The sequence below is a fragment of the Shimia aestuarii genome, assembly GCF_900114635.1.
GTDB lineage: Bacteria > Pseudomonadota > Alphaproteobacteria > Rhodobacterales > Rhodobacteraceae > Shimia > Shimia aestuarii.
The window spans coordinates 100784-121750 of sequence record NZ_FOTQ01000008.1 but is presented as its reverse complement, the minus strand read 5'-3'; the positions used below and the strand labels follow the sequence as shown (position 1 = coordinate 121750).

Annotated in this window: 20 protein-coding genes and 1 pseudogene; 11 read left to right on the top strand and 10 right to left on the bottom strand. The window is 63.2% G+C overall.

Annotated features, from left to right (window positions below):
- Nucleotides 1-4 precede the first annotated feature (4 nt).
- The 3 genes from BMZ35_RS17010 to BMZ35_RS17000 all read left to right on the top strand — a co-directional run bounded on the left by BMZ35_RS17010 (nt 5) and on the right by BMZ35_RS17000 (nt 3562).
- A complete protein-coding gene (locus tag BMZ35_RS17010; protein ID WP_093095436.1) occupies nt 5-1117 on the top strand; it encodes a mandelate racemase/muconate lactonizing enzyme family protein in 1113 nt (370 codons plus the stop codon).
- Between the two features lie 61 nt (nt 1118-1178).
- The gene (locus tag BMZ35_RS17005; RefSeq protein ID WP_093095432.1) at nt 1179-2282 is read left to right on the top strand and encodes a mandelate racemase/muconate lactonizing enzyme family protein; all 1104 of its coding nucleotides are present in this window, start codon (nt 1179-1181) and stop codon (nt 2280-2282) included.
- Nucleotides 2283-2287: 5 nt separating this feature from the next.
- Nucleotides 2288-3562: an aspartate aminotransferase family protein gene (locus tag BMZ35_RS17000; protein WP_093095429.1), complete on the top strand. Its 1275-nt coding sequence runs from the start codon at nt 2288-2290 to the stop codon at nt 3560-3562.
- Here BMZ35_RS17000 and BMZ35_RS16995 read toward each other — a convergent pair.
- The 3 genes from BMZ35_RS16995 to BMZ35_RS16985 are packed head-to-tail and all read right to left on the bottom strand — an operon-like array spanning nt 3559 to nt 4746.
- Nucleotides 3559-3963 (bottom strand): c-type cytochrome, encoded by a 405-nt coding sequence (locus tag BMZ35_RS16995; protein WP_093095427.1) that lies wholly within the window; start codon nt 3961-3963, stop codon nt 3559-3561. The two genes, BMZ35_RS17000 and BMZ35_RS16995, sit on opposite strands and share 4 nt — an antisense overlap.
- Nucleotides 3960-4355: a cytochrome c gene (locus tag BMZ35_RS16990; RefSeq protein ID WP_093095426.1), complete on the bottom strand. Its 396-nt coding sequence runs from the start codon at nt 4353-4355 to the stop codon at nt 3960-3962. Before BMZ35_RS16990 ends, BMZ35_RS16995 begins: the two co-directional genes overlap by 4 nt.
- A 28-nt stretch (nt 4356-4383) precedes the next feature.
- Entirely contained in the window at nt 4384-4746 is a 363-nt protein-coding gene (locus BMZ35_RS16985) for a c-type cytochrome (protein ID WP_093095580.1), read from the bottom strand.
- Between the two features lie 146 nt (nt 4747-4892).
- Between BMZ35_RS16985 and BMZ35_RS16980 the strand changes: the two genes are divergently transcribed.
- Entirely contained in the window at nt 4893-5306 is a 414-nt protein-coding gene (locus tag BMZ35_RS16980) for a PaaI family thioesterase (protein ID WP_341350642.1), read from the top strand.
- A 13-nt stretch (nt 5307-5319) separates the two neighbouring features.
- On the top strand, nt 5320-5766 hold the full coding sequence (locus BMZ35_RS16975) for a DMT family transporter (protein ID WP_093095423.1): 447 nt from the start codon (nt 5320-5322) through the stop codon (nt 5764-5766).
- Here BMZ35_RS16975 and BMZ35_RS16970 read toward each other — a convergent pair.
- From BMZ35_RS16970 to BMZ35_RS16955, 4 genes are all read right to left on the bottom strand, one after another.
- On the bottom strand, nt 5763-6446 hold the full coding sequence (locus tag BMZ35_RS16970; RefSeq protein ID WP_093095421.1) for an ABC transporter ATP-binding protein: 684 nt from the start codon (nt 6444-6446) through the stop codon (nt 5763-5765). The two genes, BMZ35_RS16975 and BMZ35_RS16970, sit on opposite strands and share 4 nt — an antisense overlap.
- Complete coding sequence (locus BMZ35_RS16965; protein ID WP_093095417.1) at nt 6439-7716, bottom strand: lipoprotein-releasing ABC transporter permease subunit; 1278 nt, start codon at nt 7714-7716, stop codon at nt 6439-6441. The genes BMZ35_RS16970 and BMZ35_RS16965 overlap by 8 nt, the downstream gene beginning before the upstream one ends.
- 157 nt (nt 7717-7873) lie before the next feature.
- Nucleotides 7874-9211: a proline--tRNA ligase gene (gene proS, locus BMZ35_RS16960; RefSeq protein ID WP_093095414.1), complete on the bottom strand. Its 1338-nt coding sequence runs from the start codon at nt 9209-9211 to the stop codon at nt 7874-7876.
- 315 nt (nt 9212-9526) lie between these two features.
- On the bottom strand, nt 9527-10360 hold the full coding sequence (locus tag BMZ35_RS16955; RefSeq protein ID WP_242654836.1) for a helix-turn-helix transcriptional regulator: 834 nt from the start codon (nt 10358-10360) through the stop codon (nt 9527-9529).
- Nucleotides 10361-10427: 67 nt separating this feature from the next.
- Between BMZ35_RS16955 and BMZ35_RS16950 the strand changes: the two are divergent.
- The 6 genes and pseudogenes from BMZ35_RS16950 to BMZ35_RS16920 all read left to right on the top strand — a co-directional run bounded on the left by BMZ35_RS16950 (nt 10428) and on the right by BMZ35_RS16920 (nt 18722).
- A pseudogene (locus BMZ35_RS16950) lies at nt 10428-12494 on the top strand (acyltransferase family protein).
- Nucleotides 12495-12558: 64 nt separating this feature from the next.
- The gene (locus tag BMZ35_RS16940) at nt 12559-13632 is read left to right on the top strand and encodes an AI-2E family transporter (RefSeq protein WP_093095408.1); all 1074 of its coding nucleotides are present in this window, start codon (nt 12559-12561) and stop codon (nt 13630-13632) included.
- Nucleotides 13633-13636: 4 nt separating this feature from the next.
- Nucleotides 13637-14302 (top strand): HdaA/DnaA family protein, encoded by a 666-nt coding sequence (locus BMZ35_RS16935; protein WP_093095406.1) that lies wholly within the window; start codon nt 13637-13639, stop codon nt 14300-14302.
- Between the two features lie 133 nt (nt 14303-14435).
- Nucleotides 14436-16610: an RNA degradosome polyphosphate kinase gene (locus tag BMZ35_RS16930; protein WP_093095404.1), complete on the top strand. Its 2175-nt coding sequence runs from the start codon at nt 14436-14438 to the stop codon at nt 16608-16610.
- Between the two features lie 52 nt (nt 16611-16662).
- Entirely contained in the window at nt 16663-18204 is a 1542-nt protein-coding gene (locus tag BMZ35_RS16925) for a Ppx/GppA family phosphatase (protein WP_093095401.1), read from the top strand.
- 26 nt (nt 18205-18230) lie between these two features.
- Complete coding sequence (locus BMZ35_RS16920; protein ID WP_093095397.1) at nt 18231-18722, top strand: SixA phosphatase family protein; 492 nt, start codon at nt 18231-18233, stop codon at nt 18720-18722.
- 95 nt (nt 18723-18817) lie between these two features.
- On the opposite strand, the gene BMZ35_RS16915 is transcribed toward BMZ35_RS16920, so the two are convergent.
- From BMZ35_RS16915 to BMZ35_RS16905, 3 genes are read right to left on the bottom strand one after another with little or no spacing between them, the layout of a single operon-like run.
- A complete protein-coding gene (locus BMZ35_RS16915; protein ID WP_093095395.1) occupies nt 18818-19192 on the bottom strand; it encodes a hypothetical protein in 375 nt (124 codons plus the stop codon).
- Between the two features lie 32 nt (nt 19193-19224).
- Nucleotides 19225-20250: an endonuclease/exonuclease/phosphatase family protein gene (locus tag BMZ35_RS16910; protein WP_093095393.1), complete on the bottom strand. Its 1026-nt coding sequence runs from the start codon at nt 20248-20250 to the stop codon at nt 19225-19227.
- Complete coding sequence (locus tag BMZ35_RS16905) at nt 20250-20927, bottom strand: TerB family tellurite resistance protein (protein WP_093095390.1); 678 nt, start codon at nt 20925-20927, stop codon at nt 20250-20252. Before BMZ35_RS16905 ends, BMZ35_RS16910 begins: the two co-directional genes overlap by 1 nt.
- Between the last annotated feature and the right edge of the window lie 40 nt (nt 20928-20967).

Sequence of the window (20967 nt, the reverse complement as noted above, 5' to 3'; positions counted from 1 at the left end):
TGCCATGAAACTCACCCGCATCACCGTCTATCAACGCGACCTGCCGCTGGAACATCCCTACTGGCTCTCGGGCGGACGGCTGAAATTCGAAACGCTCGATGCCACCTTCGTCAAACTCGAAACCGACGAAGGGCTTGTCGGCTGGGGCGAAGGCACACCATGGGGCCACACCTATGTGCCCGCCCACGGCCCCGGCATCCGCGCCGGGATCGAAACCATGGCCCCCTTCATCCTCGGGCTTGACCCGCGCCACCTGCTTGCGGTCGAGCGCGCCATGGACCTTGCCCTGCCCGGGCATCTCTATGCCAAATCGCCCATCGACATGGCCTGCTGGGATATCGCCGGACAGGCCGCCGGCCTCTCCATTGCTGCCCTGGTGGGCGCGCACACAAACCGCCCAATCCCCATCGCCTCCTCCGTCGGAGCCAAGACCATCGAAGACACCCGCGCCGTCATGGACCGCTACCGGGCGCGCGGCTATATCGCCCATTCGGTCAAGATCGGCGGCGACGTGGCCCGCGACATTGCCCGCATCCGCGATGTGGAAAGCCTGCGCGCCGAAAACGAGATCATCCTCTATGACGTCAACCGCGGCTGGACCCGCCAACAGGCCCTGCGAGTGATGTCCGCCACCGAGGACCTGAACGTCATGTTCGAACAGCCCTGCGAAACGCTGGACGATATCGCCGCCCTGCGCCCCCTGCACAGCGCGCCGGTTTCGGTCGACGAATCCCTCGTTACCCTGCAAGACGCCGCCCGCATCGCCCGCGACGGACTGGCCGAGGTCTTCGGCATCAAGCTCAACCGCGTTGGCGGGCTGACCAAGGCCGTGCGCATGCGCGACATCGCACTGACCCATGGCATGGACATGTTTGTCATGGCCACCGGTGGCTCCGTGCTGGCCGACACCGAGGCGCTGCACCTCGCCGCCACCATCCCCGACGCAAACTGCCGCGCGGTCTGGGCCTGTCAGGACATGATTACCGCCGAAATCGCCCCCGGCCGCGGCCCCCGCGCCACCAACGGTCACCTCACCCTGCCGGACACCCCCGGCCTTGGCGTGCATCCCGACGAGGACATGCTTGGTCCTCCCACCGCAACCTACGAGATGCCCTGATGCTTCATTTTGCCAGAAATACTTCGGGGGTGTGGGGGCAACGCCCCCACGCGTGGCGCCCATGAAACTCACCCGCATCTCGCTCTGGCACCTGCCCCTGACCAGCCACGCGGCCTATTACATGGCAGATGGCAAAACCTGTGACACGGTCGAAACCGTGGTCCTTGCACTGGACACCGACACCGGGCTGACCGGTTGGGGCGAGGTCTGTCCGATCCCGCATTACCTGCCCGCCTATGCGCGCGGCGCCGCGCCCGCGCTGAGCGACCTGGCCCCGATCCTGCTCGGTGCCAACCCGATTGGACCCGAAGCGCTCATGGCCCGCGCCAATGCCCATCTGCAGGGGCATGCCTATGCCAAATCCGCCCTCGACATCGCGCTCTGGGATCTCACCGGACAGGCTGCAAACCTGCCGCTCTTTGCCCTGCTCGGCGGGCAACAGGCCGCGCGCATGCCGCTCTATCACTCCATCACCTGCATCGCGCCCGACGACATGGCCGCCATCGCGCGCGAAGCACAAGCCACTGGGATCACACAGTTTCAGGTCAAACTCGGCGCATCGGGCGACTGGCAAACCGATGTCGAACGCCTGACCAAGGTCCGCGCCGCCGTCGGCCCCGGCCCGCTGGTCTATGGCGACTGGAACTGTGGCGCGACCTCGCTTGAGGCAACGCGCGTGGGCCGCGCCGTGGCGCATCTCGACATCATGCTTGAACAGCCCTGCGCCACGTTGGCCGATTGCGCCCGCGTGCGCGCCGCCACAAACCTGCCGATGAAACTTGACGAAAACGCGCATGACACCGCCTCCCTGCTCGAGGCACACCGGCTTGGCATCATGGACGCCGTTGCCCTCAAGCTGTCCAAGTTCGGCGGCCTCTCCGCCACCCGCGCCGCGCGCGACCTTTGCCTGCATCTGGGCGCAAAACTTTGCATCGAAGACACATGGGGCTCCGACATCACCACCGCTGCGCTCCTGCATCTCGCGGCCAGCACCCCACCCGCGCGCCTGCTCAATACCTGCGATCTCTCGGGCTATGTGGCCCCACGCCTCGCGCCCTACGGGCCCACCCGTGACAATGGCCAGATTGCGCCGCCCAGCGGCCCCGGTTTGGGCATCACCCCCGACCGCGCGGCCCTTGGCGCGCCCGACCTAATCTTGGAGTGACTGACATGCACCCGATTGCCTCCGACACCGATTGGGCCGCCCGCGCCCGCGCCGTCTTTCCCGCAGGCGGGTTAGGCAATTTCGACCCTTCGATCTGTATCGCTTCGGGTCACGGCGCCCGCGTCACCGATACTGACGGCAACACCTATGTCGACTACCTGATCGGCTCCGGCCCGATGCTGCTGGGCCACAATCCCCCCGAAGTAATCGACGCCATCTGCGCCCAACTCCCTCATGGCATGACCTTCTTTGCCAACAACCCCTTTGCCATCGAGCTTGCCGAAGAGATCTGCGCCGCCGTGCCCTGCGCTGAACAGCTCCGCTTTCTTGCCTCGGGTGGCGAGGCCGACATGTACGCCATGCGCCTTGCCCGCGCCTACACCGGGCGCGACCGAATCATCAAGTTCGAGGGCGGCTACCATGGCATGTCCGCCGAAGCGCAAATGAGCCTCGCCCCCGAACAGCGCGCGAATTTCCCCCAGGCCATCCCCGACAGCGCCGGCATCCCCGCCGCCGTTGCGGAACACATGCTGATCGCGCCATTCAATGATATCGACTATATACGCTCGCTTCTTGCCGAATACGGGCCACAGGTTGCCGCGATCATCGTCGAACCCCTGCAACGCATCATCCCGCCCGAACCCGGCTTCCTGCAAACCCTGCGGGATGAGGCCGACAAACATGGCTGCCTGCTGATCTTTGACGAGGTCGTCACTGGCTTTCGCTTTGCCTATGGCGGCGCGCAGGCGCTTTACGGCGCGACCCCCGATCTCTGCACGCTGGGCAAGGTGATCGGCGGCGGCATGCCCCTTGCCGCCATCGCCGGGCGCGCCGACATCATGGCCCATTTCGACAAATCCAAGGTCGGTGCCGAGAATTGGCTGATGATGCTGGGGACGCTCTCGGGCAACCCGGTCGCTGCCGTGGCCGGGCTCAAAACGCTGGAAATCCTGCGCCGCGACGGGGCCTATGACACCCTGCGCCAGCGGGGGGAAGAGGTCATGGCCATGACCCGCACCGCGCTGGATGCCTCCGGACACCCCTACCAGATTGTCGGAGACCCCACCCTGTTCGAAGTGGTTTTCACCGAGACTCCGGTGCGCGATTACCGCGATGTGCAATCCTCCAACACCGCACGCGCCGCCGCCTATAATGCAAGCCTGCGCGCCAACGGCATCTTCAAATCGCCCGGCAAAACCTATCCCTGCCTCGCGCTCACCGATGACGATCTCGCGCGCACGCAATCCGCCATCACCGCCGCGGCACGGGCGCTTTCCTAACGCTGGATGCTCTCAAGATAGGCCAACAGCGCCGCCAGCGGGCGCGGCGTCGGCGTCATCACCCCGTCACCTGTGTCCACCGGCACAAGATCGCCCTCCAGAAGCGCGCCAAATTCCGGCATATCCACTCCGGCAATCGCGTCCCGCTCATAGCCGTCGATCTGGCTCAACACCTCGGCCACGGGAAATGCCCCCCCGGCCCTCCGGGAAATCTGTGTCAGATCGCTGGGCCGGGGGCGCAACCCGGCGGCAATCGCTCCGTCTCCGCGCCCACCCGCGCCATGGCACAGCGCGCAGTTCTCGGCAAAAATCGCTTCCCCTTCAGGGGCTTCGGGCATTTCCGCCTCGGCACAGGCCATCGCCCCGACGCCCAGAGCGGCCGCCATCATCCAGTATTTCATTTCTGTACGCTCTTGAGATATTCCACGAGGTCCGCGACCGGCTTCGAGGTCATGATCGGCTGACCCGCATCGGTCTTCATCGCCACGTCGAACCCTTCGAAAAAGTCGCCGTAAACCGGCATCGGGCTGCCATGGCTGACCAGCGGATCGCGCCCGTCAATGCGCTGGATCACCCGGACCAGCGGAAACGCCCCGCCATTGCCTGCGCTGAGCGCGGTCAGGTCCGCCGGCTTGATCACCATCACCCCGGCCATCGGCCCCTGCCCGGTCAGGTCAATCCCGTGACAGGTGGCGCAATGATCCATGTAAAGCGCGGCCCCGTCCTCAGCATCCCCCGCGATACAGGCCCCGGACATCCCCATGATCAGGAACGAAAAAATCAGTTTCTTCATAGCTATACCCCTGTTGACTGCGTTCGGCTCACCGCTGGAGGGTCTCGAGATAATCCACCAACGGACCAAGCTGCAACTCTTCTCCCCCCAAACCGGGGCCAAATTCAGGCATCGCGCCGCTAAAATCTTCAGACCGCGAATGCCCATCGATGATCTCGGTCACATACATGGCCGGAAACGTGCCGCCATTATTGCGCGCCAGAACCGTCAGATCCGTGGGCGGCTTCAGCAACTTGTCCGCAAACGGCCCATCGCCCAATCCGGTATCCCCGTGACATTGCACGCAATTTCGCTCGTATACGCCGCGCCCCTGCGCCACGTTGATGCCACAGGCCACCACCAAAAGCGGCAGGCCCAATGCCGTGATCCATCCTGTCAGTCCTGCCCGCATGGCATTGTTCCCCATCTTGCGCCCTTTCTCAGGGTCTCATGTTCCCGCTGTACCGACCTTGATCCCGATCATAGCGCGTGACATCCCCGCCCGCGCCCGCCATTCTCGGCATCAACACGCCGCCGCGAAACATCTTGGAGACGCGCATGACCATGACCCCGGCCGACGCCCAGTCGGTGCTCGAACACGCCTTTGCCCCATGGGTCAAGGCGCTTGACCTGACCATAACCGATATCTCGCCCCAAGGTGCAACCCTGACCATGCCGATTACCGACGATCTGGCCCGGATCGGCGGCATCATTTCCGGCCAGGCGCTGGCGGCAATGGCTGACACGTCAATGGTTTTTGCCGCGATGGGGTTCCTTGGCGAACCCAAACCGGTGGCCACCACCAATCTGGACACCGTGTTTCTGCGACCCGGCACGGGTGATCTGATCCGTTGCGACGCCGAGATCGTGCGCGCAGGAAAGGCGCTGATCTTCTGCCGCGCCTCGATGACCGCAATGCCGTCTGACAAACTGGTCGCCACCGCGACGGCCACTTTCTTCCTGCCTTCCTGAGACGAGCCCGCCGATGCCCCCGACAACCACCTACGCCCTCACCATGCTGGCCGCCGGGATCGGCATCCCGGTCCTCGCCGCCCTCAACGCCGCGCTGGGTCAGCGCCTCGGCTCGCCCTTGGCCGCGGGCGTGATCCTCTTCGTGGTCGCCTTCCTGTCGGCCCTCATCGTTGCCGGGGCCAGCGGCCAACTGCCGCGAATGGCGGGCGCCATCGCCGCCCCCAAACACCTGTTCCTCGGCGGCTGCCTCGTGGCGTTTTACGTGCTTTCGATCACATGGGTCGCGCCGAAATTCGGCATCGGCAACGCGGTCTTCTTCGTGCTTCTGGGTCAGTTGATTTCCGCCGCCGCAATCGACCATTTCGGCCTCTTCGGCGCGCAGGTCTCGCCGCTTTCACTGGCCCGCGCCGGAGGGATCGGCCTCATGGCGGCCGGCGTCTGGCTCACGCAGCAGGCCTAGGCGTCGACCAGGACCCCGTCCTGAAGCCGCAAAACACGATCCATACGCGCTGCCAGCTCCATGTTATGCGTTGCAATCAGCGCCGCGAGCCCCGTACCGCGCACCAGTTCCATCAAGGCGCCAAACACTTGGTCGGACGTGCCGGGATCAAGGTTACCCGTCGGCTCATCTGCCAGCAAAACCCGTGGTTTATTGGCCAAAGCTCGACAAAAGGCGACGCGCTGCTGCTCGCCGCCCGACAGGGCCGCAGGCCGATGCGTCGCGCGCTCGGCCACACCGACGCGCCCAAGCAGTTCCATCGCCCGTTTCTCGGCCTCATTGCCCGCCACGCCATTGGCCAGTTGCGGCAGAACCACGTTTTCGAGCGCATTAAACTCGGGCAGCAAGTGGTGGAACTGATAGACAAATCCCACATCACGCCGCCGTGCCACCGTGCGCCGCCGGTCCGAACGCCCGCTCAGGTCCTCGCCGCCAATTTCAACCGCCCCTTCGTCCGGCTGATCAAGCAAACCCGCGATATGCAAAAGCGTGGATTTCCCGGCCCCCGACGGCGCCACAAGCGCCACCATCTCGCCCGACGACAGTTGCAGATCCACCCCGCGCAACACCTGCACTTCGCCCGGCAAGCCCTTATTATAGCGCTTGGTAATCCCTTTGAGAGACAGCACAACATCACTCATAGCGCAGCGCCTCCACCGGGTTCATCCGCGCCGCGCGCCGTGCTGGAAAGATTGTCACCACAAAAGACAGGCCCAGCGACAGGAAAACCGCGCTCAAAACGTCGGCAAGTTCGAGCTTCGCAGGCAGGTGATAGATGCCTCGTATGGCCGGATCCCACGTCCCGCCGCCCATCATCATGTTTACAAATCCGAACACCGTGTCGATGTAGATCGCAAAAAGGCATCCCAGAATGACGCCAAAAATGGTTCCAAGAAGCCCCGTAAACGCCCCACAAATAAAGAATACTCTGAGCACCGATCCTTCGGTCAATCCCATGGTGCGCAGGATGCCGATATCGCGCCCCTTGTTCTTTACCAACATTATGAGCCCCGAGACGATATTCATGGTCGCGATCAGCACAAGGATCGACAGGATGATGAACATCACGTTGTCCTCGACCTCCAGCGCCCTCAGAAAGCCGCCAGAGGCATCCCGCCACGTCCAGACAAGCGCCCGTTCGCCCGCCGCCCGCATCAGCGGCACCGCCATCTGGTCCACCGCCTCCGGCACTTCAACCATCACTTCAATTTCGTCCGCCACCCCATCACGATTGAAAAAGGATTGCGCCTCGGTGAAGGGCAGGTAAACCCGCGTCCGATCGATATCATAGCGCCCGGCAGAGAAGATATAGACCACCTCATAGGCATTCACCCGCGGCGAGGTGCCAAAGGCCGTTTTCACGCCATTGGGCGAGATAATCTTGATCCGGTCGCCCACAGAGGCGCCCAGTTCCCGCGCCACGCCCGAGCCGATCGCAATGCCTTCGCCAAACCGCGCAATGTCGCCATCCCCGGTCTCCGGGTCGGCAATTCGCGGCAGCTCAGCAAGGTTTTCCGCCCGGATTCCAAAAACTTCCACCCCGGCATTACGGTTGCGCAGGTTGGCCATCACCTGCCCCTTCACCAGCGGTGCGGCCCGCGTCACGCCGGGCACCGCGCGCAACCGTTCGGCCATCCCGTCAAAATCGGAAATCGAACGATCGACCTTGCCGCCTTCACTGACCAATCCGCTCTGATAGATCGTCACATGCGCGTTGGCGCCCAGAATGGTATCGACAAATTCGGCCCGAAACCCCGAGCGCACGGACAATGTCGCGATCAACGCAAACACCGCCAAAGTAATGCCGATCAGGCTGATCCACGTCATCACGCTCACGCCGCCCTCGGCGCGCCGCGCGCGCAGGTAACGCCAGGCAATCATCCACTCAAATGGGGCAAAAGGGGCGGTCATGTCTGCTCCGGTTCTTGTTGCGCGCGACCCTAGGCGCGCACCTGACCATGGTCAAGCGCGGCCCATTCACTTCATTTTGCCAGAAATACTCCCGCTGGAAGCGGACGGGGCCGCCAGGCGGCCCCAAAAACCTGCGCGCCCCAACGGGGCGCACAATTTACAAACCGGCGTAGATCGCGGCCACTTTCTCCACCGCCTGCTCGGGCGGCAATTCTTCGCTTTCCCCGGTACGACGACAAGTGAGTTCTACCACCCCGTTCTTCAACCCACGCGGCCCCACCGTGATCCGCCAAGGCAGGCCGATCAGGTCCATGGTGGCAAACTTGCCCCCGGCCCGCTCGTTGCGATCATCATAAAGCGGCTCCAGCCCCAGCGCGGTCAGCGACTTGTAAAGCGCCTCACAGGCCGCATCTGCCTCGTCGTCGCCCTGCTTGAGGTTGACGATCCCGCAATGGAACGGCGTCACACCCTCGGGCCAGATGATGCCCTTGTCGTCATGGCTGGCCTCGATGATCGCCCCCAAGAGACGCGAAACTCCGATACCGTGCGAGCCCATATGCACCGGCACGCTGCTGCCATCCGGCGTCTGCACCGTCGCGCCCAGCGCCTCGGAATACTGCGTGCCGAAGTAAAAGATCTGACCCACTTCGATCCCCCGCGCCACGCGGCGGCGCTCTTCGGGCAGCGCGTTGAACACGGCTTCGTCATGGGTCTCATCCGTGCGGGCGTAGCGGCTGGTGAACTCTTCGAGCACCGCCTGGCACTGTTCCACGCTGTCAAAGTCGATCTCTCGGTTACCGAACTTCAGATCGGTGATCTCTGCGTCATAGAACACTTCGCTCTCGCCGGTCTCGGCCAGCACGAGAAATTCATGCGTGTAATCGCCGCCGATCGGCCCGGAATCCGCGCGCATCGGGATCGCCTGCAGCCCCATCCGCTCATAGGTGCGCAGATAGCTCACCAGGTGGCGGTTATAGGCGTGCAGCGCGTCTTCCTTGGTCAGGTCAAAGTTATAGCCGTCCTTCATCAGGAACTCGCGCCCCCGCATCACACCGAAACGCGGGCGGATCTCGTCGCGGAACTTCCACTGGATTTGGTAAAGGGTCAGCGGCAAGTCCTTGTAGCTTTTCACATGGCTGCGGAACACGTCGGTGAACATCTCTTCAGCCGTGGGCGAAAACAGCATGTCGCGCCCGTGCCGGTCCTGCATGCGCAGCATCTCTTCGCCATAGCCGTCATAGCGCCCCGACTCGCGCCAAAGGTCCGCCGATTGCAGCGTCGGCATCAGCATCGGGATATGGCCCGCGCGCACTTGTTCCTCGTGCACGATGTTTTCCAGCTTGCGCAGCACCTTGAAGCCCAGCGGCAGCCACGAATAGATCCCGGCGCTGGCCTGTTTGATCATGCCGGCGCGCAACATGTAGCGGTGGCTGACAATCTGGGCCTCGGCAGGGGTTTCCTTGAGCACGGGCAGGAAATAGCGGGACAGGCGCATGTGCACTCCTTGCGACACTTGGACGGTTCATTCGCCCTGTCGTTTATGGCTTTGCGCCCGCTCGCACAAGAGCCGCCTTGACGGAAGATACATCCTGGGGAGGTGAAAGGTGCGCTGCCCCCCTTCTGGGGAAAGAGGGACAGCGCGAATGCGGCGGGAACGGCCAGATCAATTGACCTCACCACATGCTACTCCGAAACCGGCTGCCCGGCTTCGACTCACGGAATACCAAAAGTATGTCAACATTCCCGGATTTCAACCACTGCGGATTTCCGCACTGGCAGAAAGTGGCCCATCCGTCCGATAAAGGCCCGTTCAGGCCCCGGTTTCGTGCTGCACGAACAACTGGTTCAGGAAACTGACCTTCGCAACGGCATGAGCGGTGGTTTCCACGTTCAGACGGTCGCGCGCCGCGCGCAGGTGTTTTTCTACAGCGCTGCGCGACAGCCCGGTCAGGATACAGACATCCGCCATCGCCTTGCCATCCGCGATCCAGCCCAGAATTTCGCTCTGGCGCGCCGTCAGCCGCGCCCGGTCAACCGGCAGGGGCATCTGGCTGAGCTTGAGATGCAGAACATGCGTCAAAGCCATCAAACCGTCCTCGTGGGCGAGCCAATGCGCATCCACCTCCTGCTGGCGCACCCCCACACGCGCCGCAAGAGCCATTGCCCCCTTCGAGCGCGGCGTGTTGACCGGGAAGCTGACCGTGTATCCCGCGCGTTGACGTCCGCTGCCGAGCTGGTCCATGACCGCACATTCATCCGCGCTCAGCCGCCCGGCCCGGCGCTCTTCGCGCACCCAGCCCCAACTGCAGGCGCCGACATTCTCGCGCACCCAGCGAAAATCCGCGCTCCTGAGATAGAGCCCGCTGGTGTGATAGTGCTTTATCGCCTCAAGCGCGTGGGTACTCAGGAAAAACGCATCCGCGGGATCACCGATCCCCACCCCGACGCGGTAGCGGGTATACCCATAGTTCACGCGCTCGAACCCAAACGCACCCAGCGCCTCAATACCGATGCGCCAGGCCATTTCGACCGTGCGCGCTTCGGCAATCCGGTTGATCTGCGCCAGCGTATCCGCCGCGCTGACCGACCCGGCCATTCGGCCTTCGGGCGACTCGTCGGAAAAAAACTCGTTGATACGCGTCATCCTCAAAGGGCTAGCCGCCCCGCGCCTGATTGTCGAGCGCAAGGCGGCATTGCCTTGATCTGCAGCCATGCTAGAAGGCGACAAACAGACAGGCAGCCCCATCATGGCACGCGCATACAGAACCGATATCGACGGGCTTCGCGCCATCGCCATCCTTGGGGTGGTGCTCTACCATATCGGGCTCAAGCAGATGTCGGGCGGGTATGCCGGGGTCGACGTGTTCTTCGTGATCTCGGGCTACCTGATCGGCGGCAATATCCTTGATGACCTTGCCGCGGGGCGGTTCAGCTTCCGCAATTTCTACACCCGGCGCGCAAGACGCATCCTGCCGGCGCTGGTGGTCATGGTTCTTGCGGTGATGGTGCTGGGGTGGTTCACCCTGATGCCCCACCCCTATCGCTACATGGGCGGGGCCGCCGTGACCGCGCTCTTGTCGCTGTCCAATATCTGGTTCCTGACCCGCATCGACTATTTCAACCCCGACGCGCTGCTGGACCCGCTGATCCACACGTGGAGCCTCGGGATCGAGGAACAATTCTACCTCATCATCCCCCTGCTGTTGCTGCTCCTGTGGCGCTGGCGGACCGGCCTGATCGCGCCGGTGCTGCTTGGCCTGATCGCCATCAGCCTCGCGCTCGCCGTCACCAGAAGCGGCGAATACCGGACCGAGGCATTTTACCTGCTGCACACCCGCGCGTGGGAATTGCTGGCCGGGGTCATGGTCGCTTGGGCCGAGCGCAACCGCCCCTTGCGCGCCGACCTGCACACACCTCTCTATGCCGTTGGACTGGTCCTGATCCTTGCCGGGCTCTGGATCGTGCCCCCCGCCGCTCCGTGGCCGGGCCTCTGGACGCTGCCAACGGTGGTCGGCACGGCTCTTATCCTCGTGGCCCCGCAAGCATCAGCCCCTTTGCGCGCGCTGCTGGCCAACCCGCCCATGCGATTTGTGGGTCTGATCTCCTATTCGCTCTATCTCTGGCACCAGCCGGTGATCAGCATGCTCAAGGCGTCGAACTTCTGGCCCGCAACCCTCTGGGGGCTGCTTGTGATCCTTGCCCTGATGATCGCCCTTGCGACGCTCAGCTGGCGATTTGTCGAACAACCGTTCCGCACCCCCGGCCCCCTGCCCCGGTTCAAACCGCGCCTGCTCATGGCCAGCGCGTTGGCGATCCTGCTGATTGCCATCGGGGGCGAGGTCACCGAGGGCTACCCGAAACGGATGCCGCCCCAGGTTCTGGACGTGCTCGCGATGCGCCAATCCTGGGGTCCGACCTACCGCAAATGCCTCTATGTGCGCAGCGAAGTGCCCGGCGTCGACCTTTCGACCTCCTGCCGCTTTGGGCCCGACAAGCCAGAGACCATTGCCGTCTGGGGCGACAGCCATGCCGCCCGCCTTGCCGAGCCGCTGGCCGATGACCTTGCCAAACGCGGCCACTCCGTCCGCCAGCTTACCCTGTCAAGCTGCATGCCGATCTCGGGCTTGATCATCCACGGCCAGACCCGCGCCCAGCAATGCCCGGTGTTCAATAACCTCGTGGAAACCTATCTCGACGCTCATCCCGAGATCACCCGGATCGTGCTTTTTGCACATTGGAAGAAATACATGTTCAACGACACCGGCCCAAACATGTTCGGCTAAGTGGGCGAGGACGGGGTCTATGCCAGACCGCTGGACGCATCGGGCCCCAACACCCGCGGCCTGCGGGAACAGGCCATTGTCGAACTGTTTGCCGCCCAGTTGCAGCGCATCTCCAAGGGGCGGCAGGTGATCCTCGTGCTGCCGGCGCCACGTCCGCTGGTCGATATTCCACGCTACTACGCAACCCGGATGTGGTGGGGCAGCCCGCTGCCCGAAAAAGAAGGTTTCCCCCGCGCCTACGAAGACGCGCTGGGAACTCCCCTTCGTGAGATCTTTGCCCGCGCCATCGCGGCCGCCGACCTTCCCGACAACGCCATCACCGTGATCGATCCGGCCGATTTCTCCTGCGACGCGACCACCTGTGACGTGATCCGCGACGGCAAACTGCTGCTCAGCGATGAAAACCACCCCTCCCTGCCGGGGCTGGATCTGTTCATCCCTGCCATAACAGAGGCGATCACCGGGCCTGTCACGGGATCTAACTCAACCGATTAACCGCTCTGGCCTTGAATCTGCGGCCGGATTGGTCACATTCAATGCAAACAAACAGGGGACAGTCATGGCCTTGCCCGTGCGCGACCAGCTCAAATACTGGAGTTTGGCCGCTGTTATCTTTTTCGTTGCGCTCTGGTATCTGGGCGACATCATGCTGCCCTTCATCCTGGGCGGCGCCATTGCCTATTTCCTCGATCCGGTTGCGGATCGCCTTGAAAACATGGGGTTCTCCCGCACAACGGCCACCGTGATCATCACGCTTGTCTGCCTGTTGACCTTCGTGATTGCCATCCTCGCCGTGGTCCCGACGCTGATCAATCAGGCCGTCGCGCTCGTCGAAGTCATGCCCGAGCTGTTCAGCGATTTGCGCAACTTCGTGGCCGCCAAACTCCCCAGCCTGTCCCAGCCCGATTCCGTCATCCACAAATCACTCGCCTCGTTGGGCGCCATGGTGCAGGAGCGCGGCGGCGAGTTGCTGTCCGGAGTCCTGAACTCGGCGCTTTCGGTGATCAACATCGTCATGCTGCTGGTGATCGTGCCCGTGGTCGCCTTCTATCTGCTGCTGGACTGGGACAATATGGTGGCCGAGATCGACCGCCTCCTGCCCCGCGATCATGCCCCGGTCATCCGTCTGCTGGCGCATGACATCAACCTGACGCTGGCCTCTTTCGTGCGCGGCATGGGCACCGTGTGCCTGATCCTCGGCACCTACTATGCCGTGGCGCTGATGGTGGTCGGGTTGCAATTCGGCCTTGTGGTCGGCTTCATTGCCGGGCTCGTGACCTTCATCCCCTATCTCGGCGCCCTGATCGGCGGCGCATTGGCGATTGGCCTCGCCCTGTTCCAGTTCTGGGGCGACTGGCTCTCGATCGGCCTTGTTGCCGGTATCTTTGCCGTGGGCCAGGTGATCGAAGGCAACGTGCTGACCCCCAAGCTGGTCGGAAGTTCCGTCGGCCTGCACCCGGTCTGGCTCCTCTTGGCCCTGTCGGTCTTCGGGGCGTTGTTCGGCTTTGTCGGCATGCTGATTGCCGTGCCCGTGGCCGCCTCCATCGGGGTTCTTGCACGTTTCTTCACTGGCCAATACATGACGTCCCGGCTCTATCTCGGCCTCAGCGTCGACCAACAGGACAAAGACTGACTCCATGGCTGAACAACTGCCATTCGACCTGCCCGTCCGGGCAGCACTCGGGCGTGACGATTTCTTCGTCAGCCCCGCCAATGCCATGGCGCTGGGGCTGGTGGAAAGCTGGCCCAACTGGGCGGGGAACAAGCTGATCCTGTCTGGCCCGAGCGGCGCGGGGAAAACCCACCTGACCCATGTCTGGGCCGCGCTTTCGGGCGCACGCATCGTCGCGGCATCCGCACTTGTGGCCGAAACCATCCCCGCGCTCGCCACCGGCCCCGTCGCGGTCGAGGACGTGCCCTCCATTGCCGATGATCCCGGGGCCCAGACCGCCCTGTTCCACCTGCACAATCTCGTGCTGGCCGAAGGCCACTCCCTGTTGCTGACCGGAGAAGGCGAACCCGGTCACTGGGGGCTGACGCTGCCCGATCTCAAAAGCCGCATGATGGGCACCACCGTGGCGACGCTGGATCAGCCCGACGACATGCTCCTGATGGCGGTGTTGGCCAAGCAGTTCGCCGACCGCCAGCTCGTGCCGACACCGGACACCATCCCCTACCTGCTCAAGCACATGGACCGCTCTTTTGTCGCTGTCACGGAACTGGTCGCGGCGCTGGATCAGCTCTCGCTCAGCGAAAAACGCCCCGTCACCCGCGCCCTGGCCAAGCGCGTCCTCAAGGATTAGCGCCAAGGCATTTGCAAACGCCTTTCAAGCGGCCTCTAAAGCGCTTGTCCCCACACGGCTAACCCGCTGGACGTCCTGAAAAAACACGCCTAGTGTTACGATCCCGTTACCCACTCCCTATATTGTTCGTATCATGACCCAAGCCGACTTTCTGAAATCCGATTTCCCCGCCCCGATCGACCTGCCCGAAATTGATCTTTCCGGCCCGGGACGCTTCTACAACCGCGAACTCAGCTGGCTGGGTTTCAATTGGCGCGTGTTGGAAGAGGCCGAGAATCCCCGCGTCCCCCTGCTCGAACGCCTGCGGTTCCTGTCGATCTCGGCCACCAACCTTGACGAATTCTACACCGTGCGCGTCGCAGGCCTGCGCGAGCTGGTGCGCGAGAACAATTCCACCCCGGCCCAGGACGGGCTGAGCCCCGCCGAACAGCTTGTCCTGATCAACGACGATGCCCGCAACCTGCTGCAAAGCCAGCAGCGCATGTTCATCGCCCTGCGCGCCGAAATGGAATCCGAGAACATCCATATTCTCGACCACAAATCCCTGACCGATGACGACAAGACCCATCTGGAATCCGTCTTTCTGAACAAGGTGTTCCCGGTGCTTTCGCCGCTCGCCATCGACCCGGCGCACCCGTTCCCCTTCATCCCCAACACCGGCTATTCGCTGGCGCTGCAACTGGAACGCAACAAAGACAAGCGCGCGCTTCAGGCGCTTCTGCCGATCCCGCACCAAATCGACCGCTTCATCTTCCTGCCCGCCCCCGAAGGCACCACCCGCGCCTTGCCGCTCGAAGAACTGCTGCTCCTGCATCTGGACAGCCTGTTCCCCGGCTACAAGGCCAAGGGCCACTGTGCCTTCCGCGTGCTGCGCGACAGCGATCTCGAGGTCGAGGACGAAGCCGAAGACCTCGTGCGCGAATTCGAAGTTGCCCTGAAACGCCGCCGCCGCGGCGAAGTCGTGCGCATGAAGATCTCGACAGACGCCCCCAAGTCGCTCAAGGCGCTGATCATGGACGAGCTGCACGTCACCGAAGACGAGGTGGTCGAGATCGACGGCATGATCGGCCTCGCCGACCTCAAGGAGCTGGTGCTGGATGAGCGCTCCGACCTGCTCTGGCCCTCCTTCACGCCCCGCGTGCCCGAACGGGTACAGGATTTCGACGGCGACATGTTTGCCGCCATCCGACAGAAAGATATGCTGCTGCATCACCCATATGAAACCTTCGACATGGTGGTGCGTTTCCTGCAACAGGCGGCGCGCGACCCCGACGTCGTCGCGATCAAGCAGACGCTTTATCGAACCTCCAAGCTGTCGCCCATCGTCGAAGCATTGTGCGAAGCCGCCGAGGACGGCAAATCCGTCACGGCGCTGGTCGAACTCAAGGCGCGGTTTGACGAAGCCGCCAATATCCGCCAGTCCCGCCGCCTTGAACGCGCGGGCGCGCATGTGGTCTACGGCTTCCTCGACCTCAAGACTCACGCCAAGATTTCCACCGTGGTGCGCCGCGAAGGCGACCAGCTTGTGACCTACACCCATTATGGCACCGGCAACTATCACCCGATCACGGCCAAGATCTACACCGATGTCAGCTTCTTCACCTGCGACACAGAACTGGGCCGCGACGCGACCAAGGTGTTCAACTATCTCTCGGGCTACGTGGAGCCGGAAAAGCTCGACAACCTCGCGATTTCCCCGATCTCGCTGAAATCCCGCCTGCTCGAGATGATCGCCGCCGAAAGCGAACACGCGCGGGCTGGCAAACCCGCCGAGATCTGGGCCAAGATGAACTCGCTCATCGACGCCGAGGTGATCGACGCGCTCTACGCCGCCAGCCAGGCCGGGGTAAAGATCAGCCTCGTTATTCGCGGCATCTGCGGTTTGCGCCCCGGTATCAAGGGCCTCAGCGACAATATCCGCGTCAAATCCATCGTCGGGCGCTTCCTTGAACATTCCCGCATCGTCTGTTTCGGCAATGGCCACGGCCTGCCCCACAAGAAAGCGCGCGTCTTCATCTCGTCCGCCGACTGGATGGGCCGCAACCTCAACCGTCGCGTGGAAACACTGGTCGAGATCAACAACGCCACCGTCAAGGCCCAGATCGTGAGCCAGGTCATGGCCGCCAACCTGGCTGACGTGGCCCAAAGCTGGGTGATGAAGCCCGATGGCTCGTTTGAACGCACCCTCGTCCCCGAAGGCGAATTTGCGTTCAATTGCCACAGGTTCTTCATGGAGAACCCTTCTTTGTCGGGCCGTGGCTCTGCCGGCGCCTCGGATGTGCCCAAACTGACCCATACCGAAGATTGACCCGGTCCCGTCACTGGCGCACATTGAGACAGGCACGTATTCGGGGAACGGCATGGACGGTAATTCGGAACCCGCAAAAGACTGGGCGCTCTTTGGGCGTCCGCTTTTTAACGACCCCGAGGCACGCGCGCTGTCGCGCGTCGGCGTGGTGGATGTGGGCTCCAACTCGGTCCGTCTCGTGGTATTTGACGGCGCCGCGCGCAGCCCGGCCTATTTCTACAACGAAAAGATCATGTGTGCGCTGGGTGCCGGACTTGGCGAAACCGGCCACCTCAACCCCGAGGGTCGCCGCCGCGCCCTCGCCGCGATCCACCGCTTTCAGCGGCTGGCCGACGGAATGGGGCTCGACGGGCTGACCGCTGTCGCCACCGCAGCCGTGCGCGAAGCTGATGACGGGGCCGAATTCTGCGCCGATGTGCTGCGCGAAACCGGTGTCACCATCCACGTGATCGATGGCCGCGAAGAGGCCCGCCTTTCGGCACAGGGTGTGCTTCTGGGCTGGCCCGGCGCCTACGGTCTGGTCTGTGACATCGGCGGCTCTTCGATGGAATTGGCCGAGATCAACAACGGCGAGGTCGGCCGCCGTGTCACCTCCCAACTTGGCCCGCTCAAACTGCGCGACCTCAAAGGGGGCAAGAAGGGGCGCAAGGACTTCATCGACGAAACCCTCGACCGTCTTCAGGCCGAGATGGGTGTCCAGAACAACCGCCTCTTCCTTGTCGGGGGGTCGTGGCGCGCCATTGCCCGCATCGACATGGAGCGGCGCGGCTACCCGCTGCACGTGCTGCACGAATACCGCATGAGCGGCAAATCCGTACGGGCCACCGCCCGCTATATCGCCGAGAACGACCTTGAAGAGCTGCGCGCGCGCTGCGGCATCTCCTCAAGCCGCATGGAACTCGTCCCCATCGCCATCGAGGTGCTCAAAGGCGTCGTCCGCCGCTTCAAACCGCATGACATCGCGGTCTCCAGCTATGGCATCCGCGAAGGCATGCTTTACGAACAGATGCCCGACCGCCTGCGCGCCCGCGACCCCTTGATCGAAGCCTGCCGCTTTGCAGAGGCCAAGGACGCCCGCCTGCCCGGTTTCGGCAAATCGCTCTACGCCTTTCTGCATTCCCTGTTCCGCTCCGCCAATCATGAGCGCAAACGCCTGATCAAGGCCGCCTGCCTCTTGCATGACGTGAGCTGGCGCGCGCATCCCGACTACCGTGCCCAGACCTGTTTCGACGCCGCCACCCGCGCCAATCTGGGCGGTCTGAAACATTCCGAACGGGTGTTTCTCGGCCTCGCCCTGCTGCACCGCTACCGCAACAAGCGCGAAGGCACCGGCTTTGAGGCCCTCTCCGGGCTGCTCGACGAAAAGAACCAGGTTCAGGCGGAAATTCTCGGCAAGGCCATGCGCCTTGGCGCGATGCTCTGGATTCAGAACCGCGACGACATGGGGTATCTCAAATGGCACCCCAAGAAACGCGAACTGCACCTGATCCTGCCCGCCGCCGCCGAGCCGCTGTTCGGCGAGGTGGCCGAGGCCCGGTTCCACTCGCTCTGCAGCGCCCTTGACGCCACGCCCCATGTCGAGATCACCGGCTGACAGCCACGTCAAAAGAGCAGAAGACCATGAACAAACCTGTCAAAACCCTGCTTCTGCTCCTCACCCTGTGGCTCGCCGCCCCCCTCCATGCGCAAGAGCTGGTGCTTGCCATCCGCCATGCCGAAAAACAGGACGGCCCCGACCCTGCGCTGACGGAAGACGGACGCGCGCGCGCCGCCAACTGGGCCACGATGCTGCGCCCCGTCGGCCTCGATGTCGTGATCACCTCCGAGGCCCGCCGCACGGTGGAGACCGGCACCCTCATCGCCAATGCCCTCGATCTGCCCCTGATCTCATTTCCCGCCAACACGCCTTCCGCGCTTCTTGATGCGCTGGAATTCGATCACGAAGGCGACCGTGTGCTCATCGTCGGTCATGTCGAAACTCTTCCCGGCATCCTGACCGCGCTTGGCGCGCCGGATCCGGTTGAGATGACACAGGCGCAATTCGACCGACTCTTCATCCTGAACGCCCCCAACAGCGGCGCCGCGACACTCAATGAACTGCGCATGCCCTGACGCACGCGCGCCAGGCCCCCACTTCCTTTTGCCGCAAATATCCCAGGGGTGAAGGGTGAAAATGCCCGCATTTTCAACCGAGGGGGCTGGCCCCCTCAGATATCGGTTTCACCCTCTTCGGGCGTATCAACCTGTTCCTCGGGCTGTTTGCGCCGCAGGATGATATCGCCGTTGGGCAACATTTCCGGCGGATGATAGGCGCTCCAGTCCTCGACCTTCTCCATCAGGTCCTGAAGCGCCGGTCCCATCTCGACAAAGAATGACCGCATCTGCGGGCCCATCTCCTCGGCAAAGCCCTGCAACCCTTCAAGGGCGGGCTCCATCTGCTGCTGCAATCCCTTGAGGAACAGGCGCGCGCCTTCTTCCATCAGGCTCGTGCCCGAGTCCTCTTCGCTGCCCTGCGCTTGGGCCATGACGGGGGCCACCGGTGCGGCCAGCGCCGCACAAACTGCAATCACATATACTCTCATAGCATCAGATATGGGCCTCAAGCCCTGCCATTTCAAATGTCGATATCCAACACCACCGGAAAATGATCTGACGCGGTCAACAGCGCCTCTCTCAACTCCGGCACCTTCCAGCAATCGTGGTCATCAAACGGATGCCAGATCCGCCAGACCGGTTCTCGCGCCCGCAGGTCCTCCGACACCATCACGTAATCCAGCAGCGCCTGCAGATACCGCCCCTGCTTGGGCAGAAAGAACCGCGCAGAGGTCGGCACCGGCCCCAGCCGCCGCCTGAGCGCAGCGCGGGCATGGGGATCAAACAACCCCAACGGCCCCTCTTCCCCCATGACGATCTCGATCGAGGACCGCCCGAACAGGTGTTCATATTCATCCAGCCCCGGCCCGTCATTGAGATCGCCAAGCAGAATGAGCGATTCTCCCGCCCGCAAATGTGCCTCGATCCGTGCCCGAAGCCAGATCGCCTGCGCCAGCTGCTTGCGCCGGTTGGCAATCGAAAGCCGCATCACCTGGTCGCGGTTGCGCGCCCCATGCGGCGCCTTGGATTTGAGATGTGCCCCGATCATGCGCAGCTCGGTCCCCTTTGCCGTGCGCACCGCCAGTTCCAGCGGCGGCTTGGAAAAGCTCACAAGGTCTTCGGTCGCGTCAATATCGAGGTCAATCCGAAACACCCCGTCAAAGCGCGGTGCATCGCCCGCGCCTTTCTTGCCGGTTTCCTCGCCAACCGGATCGTGGCGCGCGCTCAACACGTCCGGATCATAAAGAAGCGCAATCTCCTGCTGGGTGTCATTCATGAACCCCATCACCGCCTTGCGCGTGCGCAGGTCAAAGGCGCGGGCAAAATCTTCCAGTGCGGCCACCGCATCGCGCCGCCCATTCTGGTCTGGCGCCTCGATGATCATGACCGCATCCGCATCCATCGCCGTGAACACGATGCCCAGCGCCTCGGCCTGCTGGGCGCGGGTCACGTCCTGCCGCCCCGACCAGCGATCATCCACGACAAGCTTGTCACGCGCGTCAAACAGATTGTTGAACCACTCCACGTTATACGTGGCGATCCGCATCACGCGGCCTCGTTGATCTGGTCCCAGGCGCGGTTGATGTCGATCATCCGCTTCTCGGCAAGCCGGATCGCTTCTTCCGGCACCCCGCGCGCAATCATGCTGTCCGGGTGGGTTTCCCGCACCAGCTTGCGCCAGGCCTTGCGAATCTCGACAAGCGGCATGTCCGGCGTCACGCCCAGCACGCTATAGGGGTCCGGCTCCGCATCCGGCACGTAACGCGCCCGCATCGCTTGAAACTCCGGTTCGGGAAATTCAAGGATTTCCGCCACCCGGGCAAGAAACGCATCTTCGGCCGGGTGATATTCGCCATCCGCCACCGCGATGTGGAACAACCCCTCCATCAGGTCACAGAAGCCCTGATTGCTCGGCCCGAACAACCCCTTGATCCGATGGGCATATTCCTCGAAACCCGACACGTCCTGCCGCGCAAGGTTGAACACCCGCGCCGCCTGCGCCTCGTCCTCGCGCGCGATCTGGAACACTTCGCGAAAGGCCGTCACCTCGTCGCGTGTCACCAGCCCGTCGGCCTTGGCCATTTTCGCGCCAAGTCCGATCACGGCAATGGTGAAGGCAATCGAGCGCTCCGGCGGCGTGCTCAGCCGCTCGAAAACGGCCGCCAGCCCCTCGCCCTTGGCAAGGGCGGACAAAGCATCGGAAATACGGGTCCAGATCGACATGTTGCGACCATATCCTTTGCAAACGCAGAAGTCAGCGCCG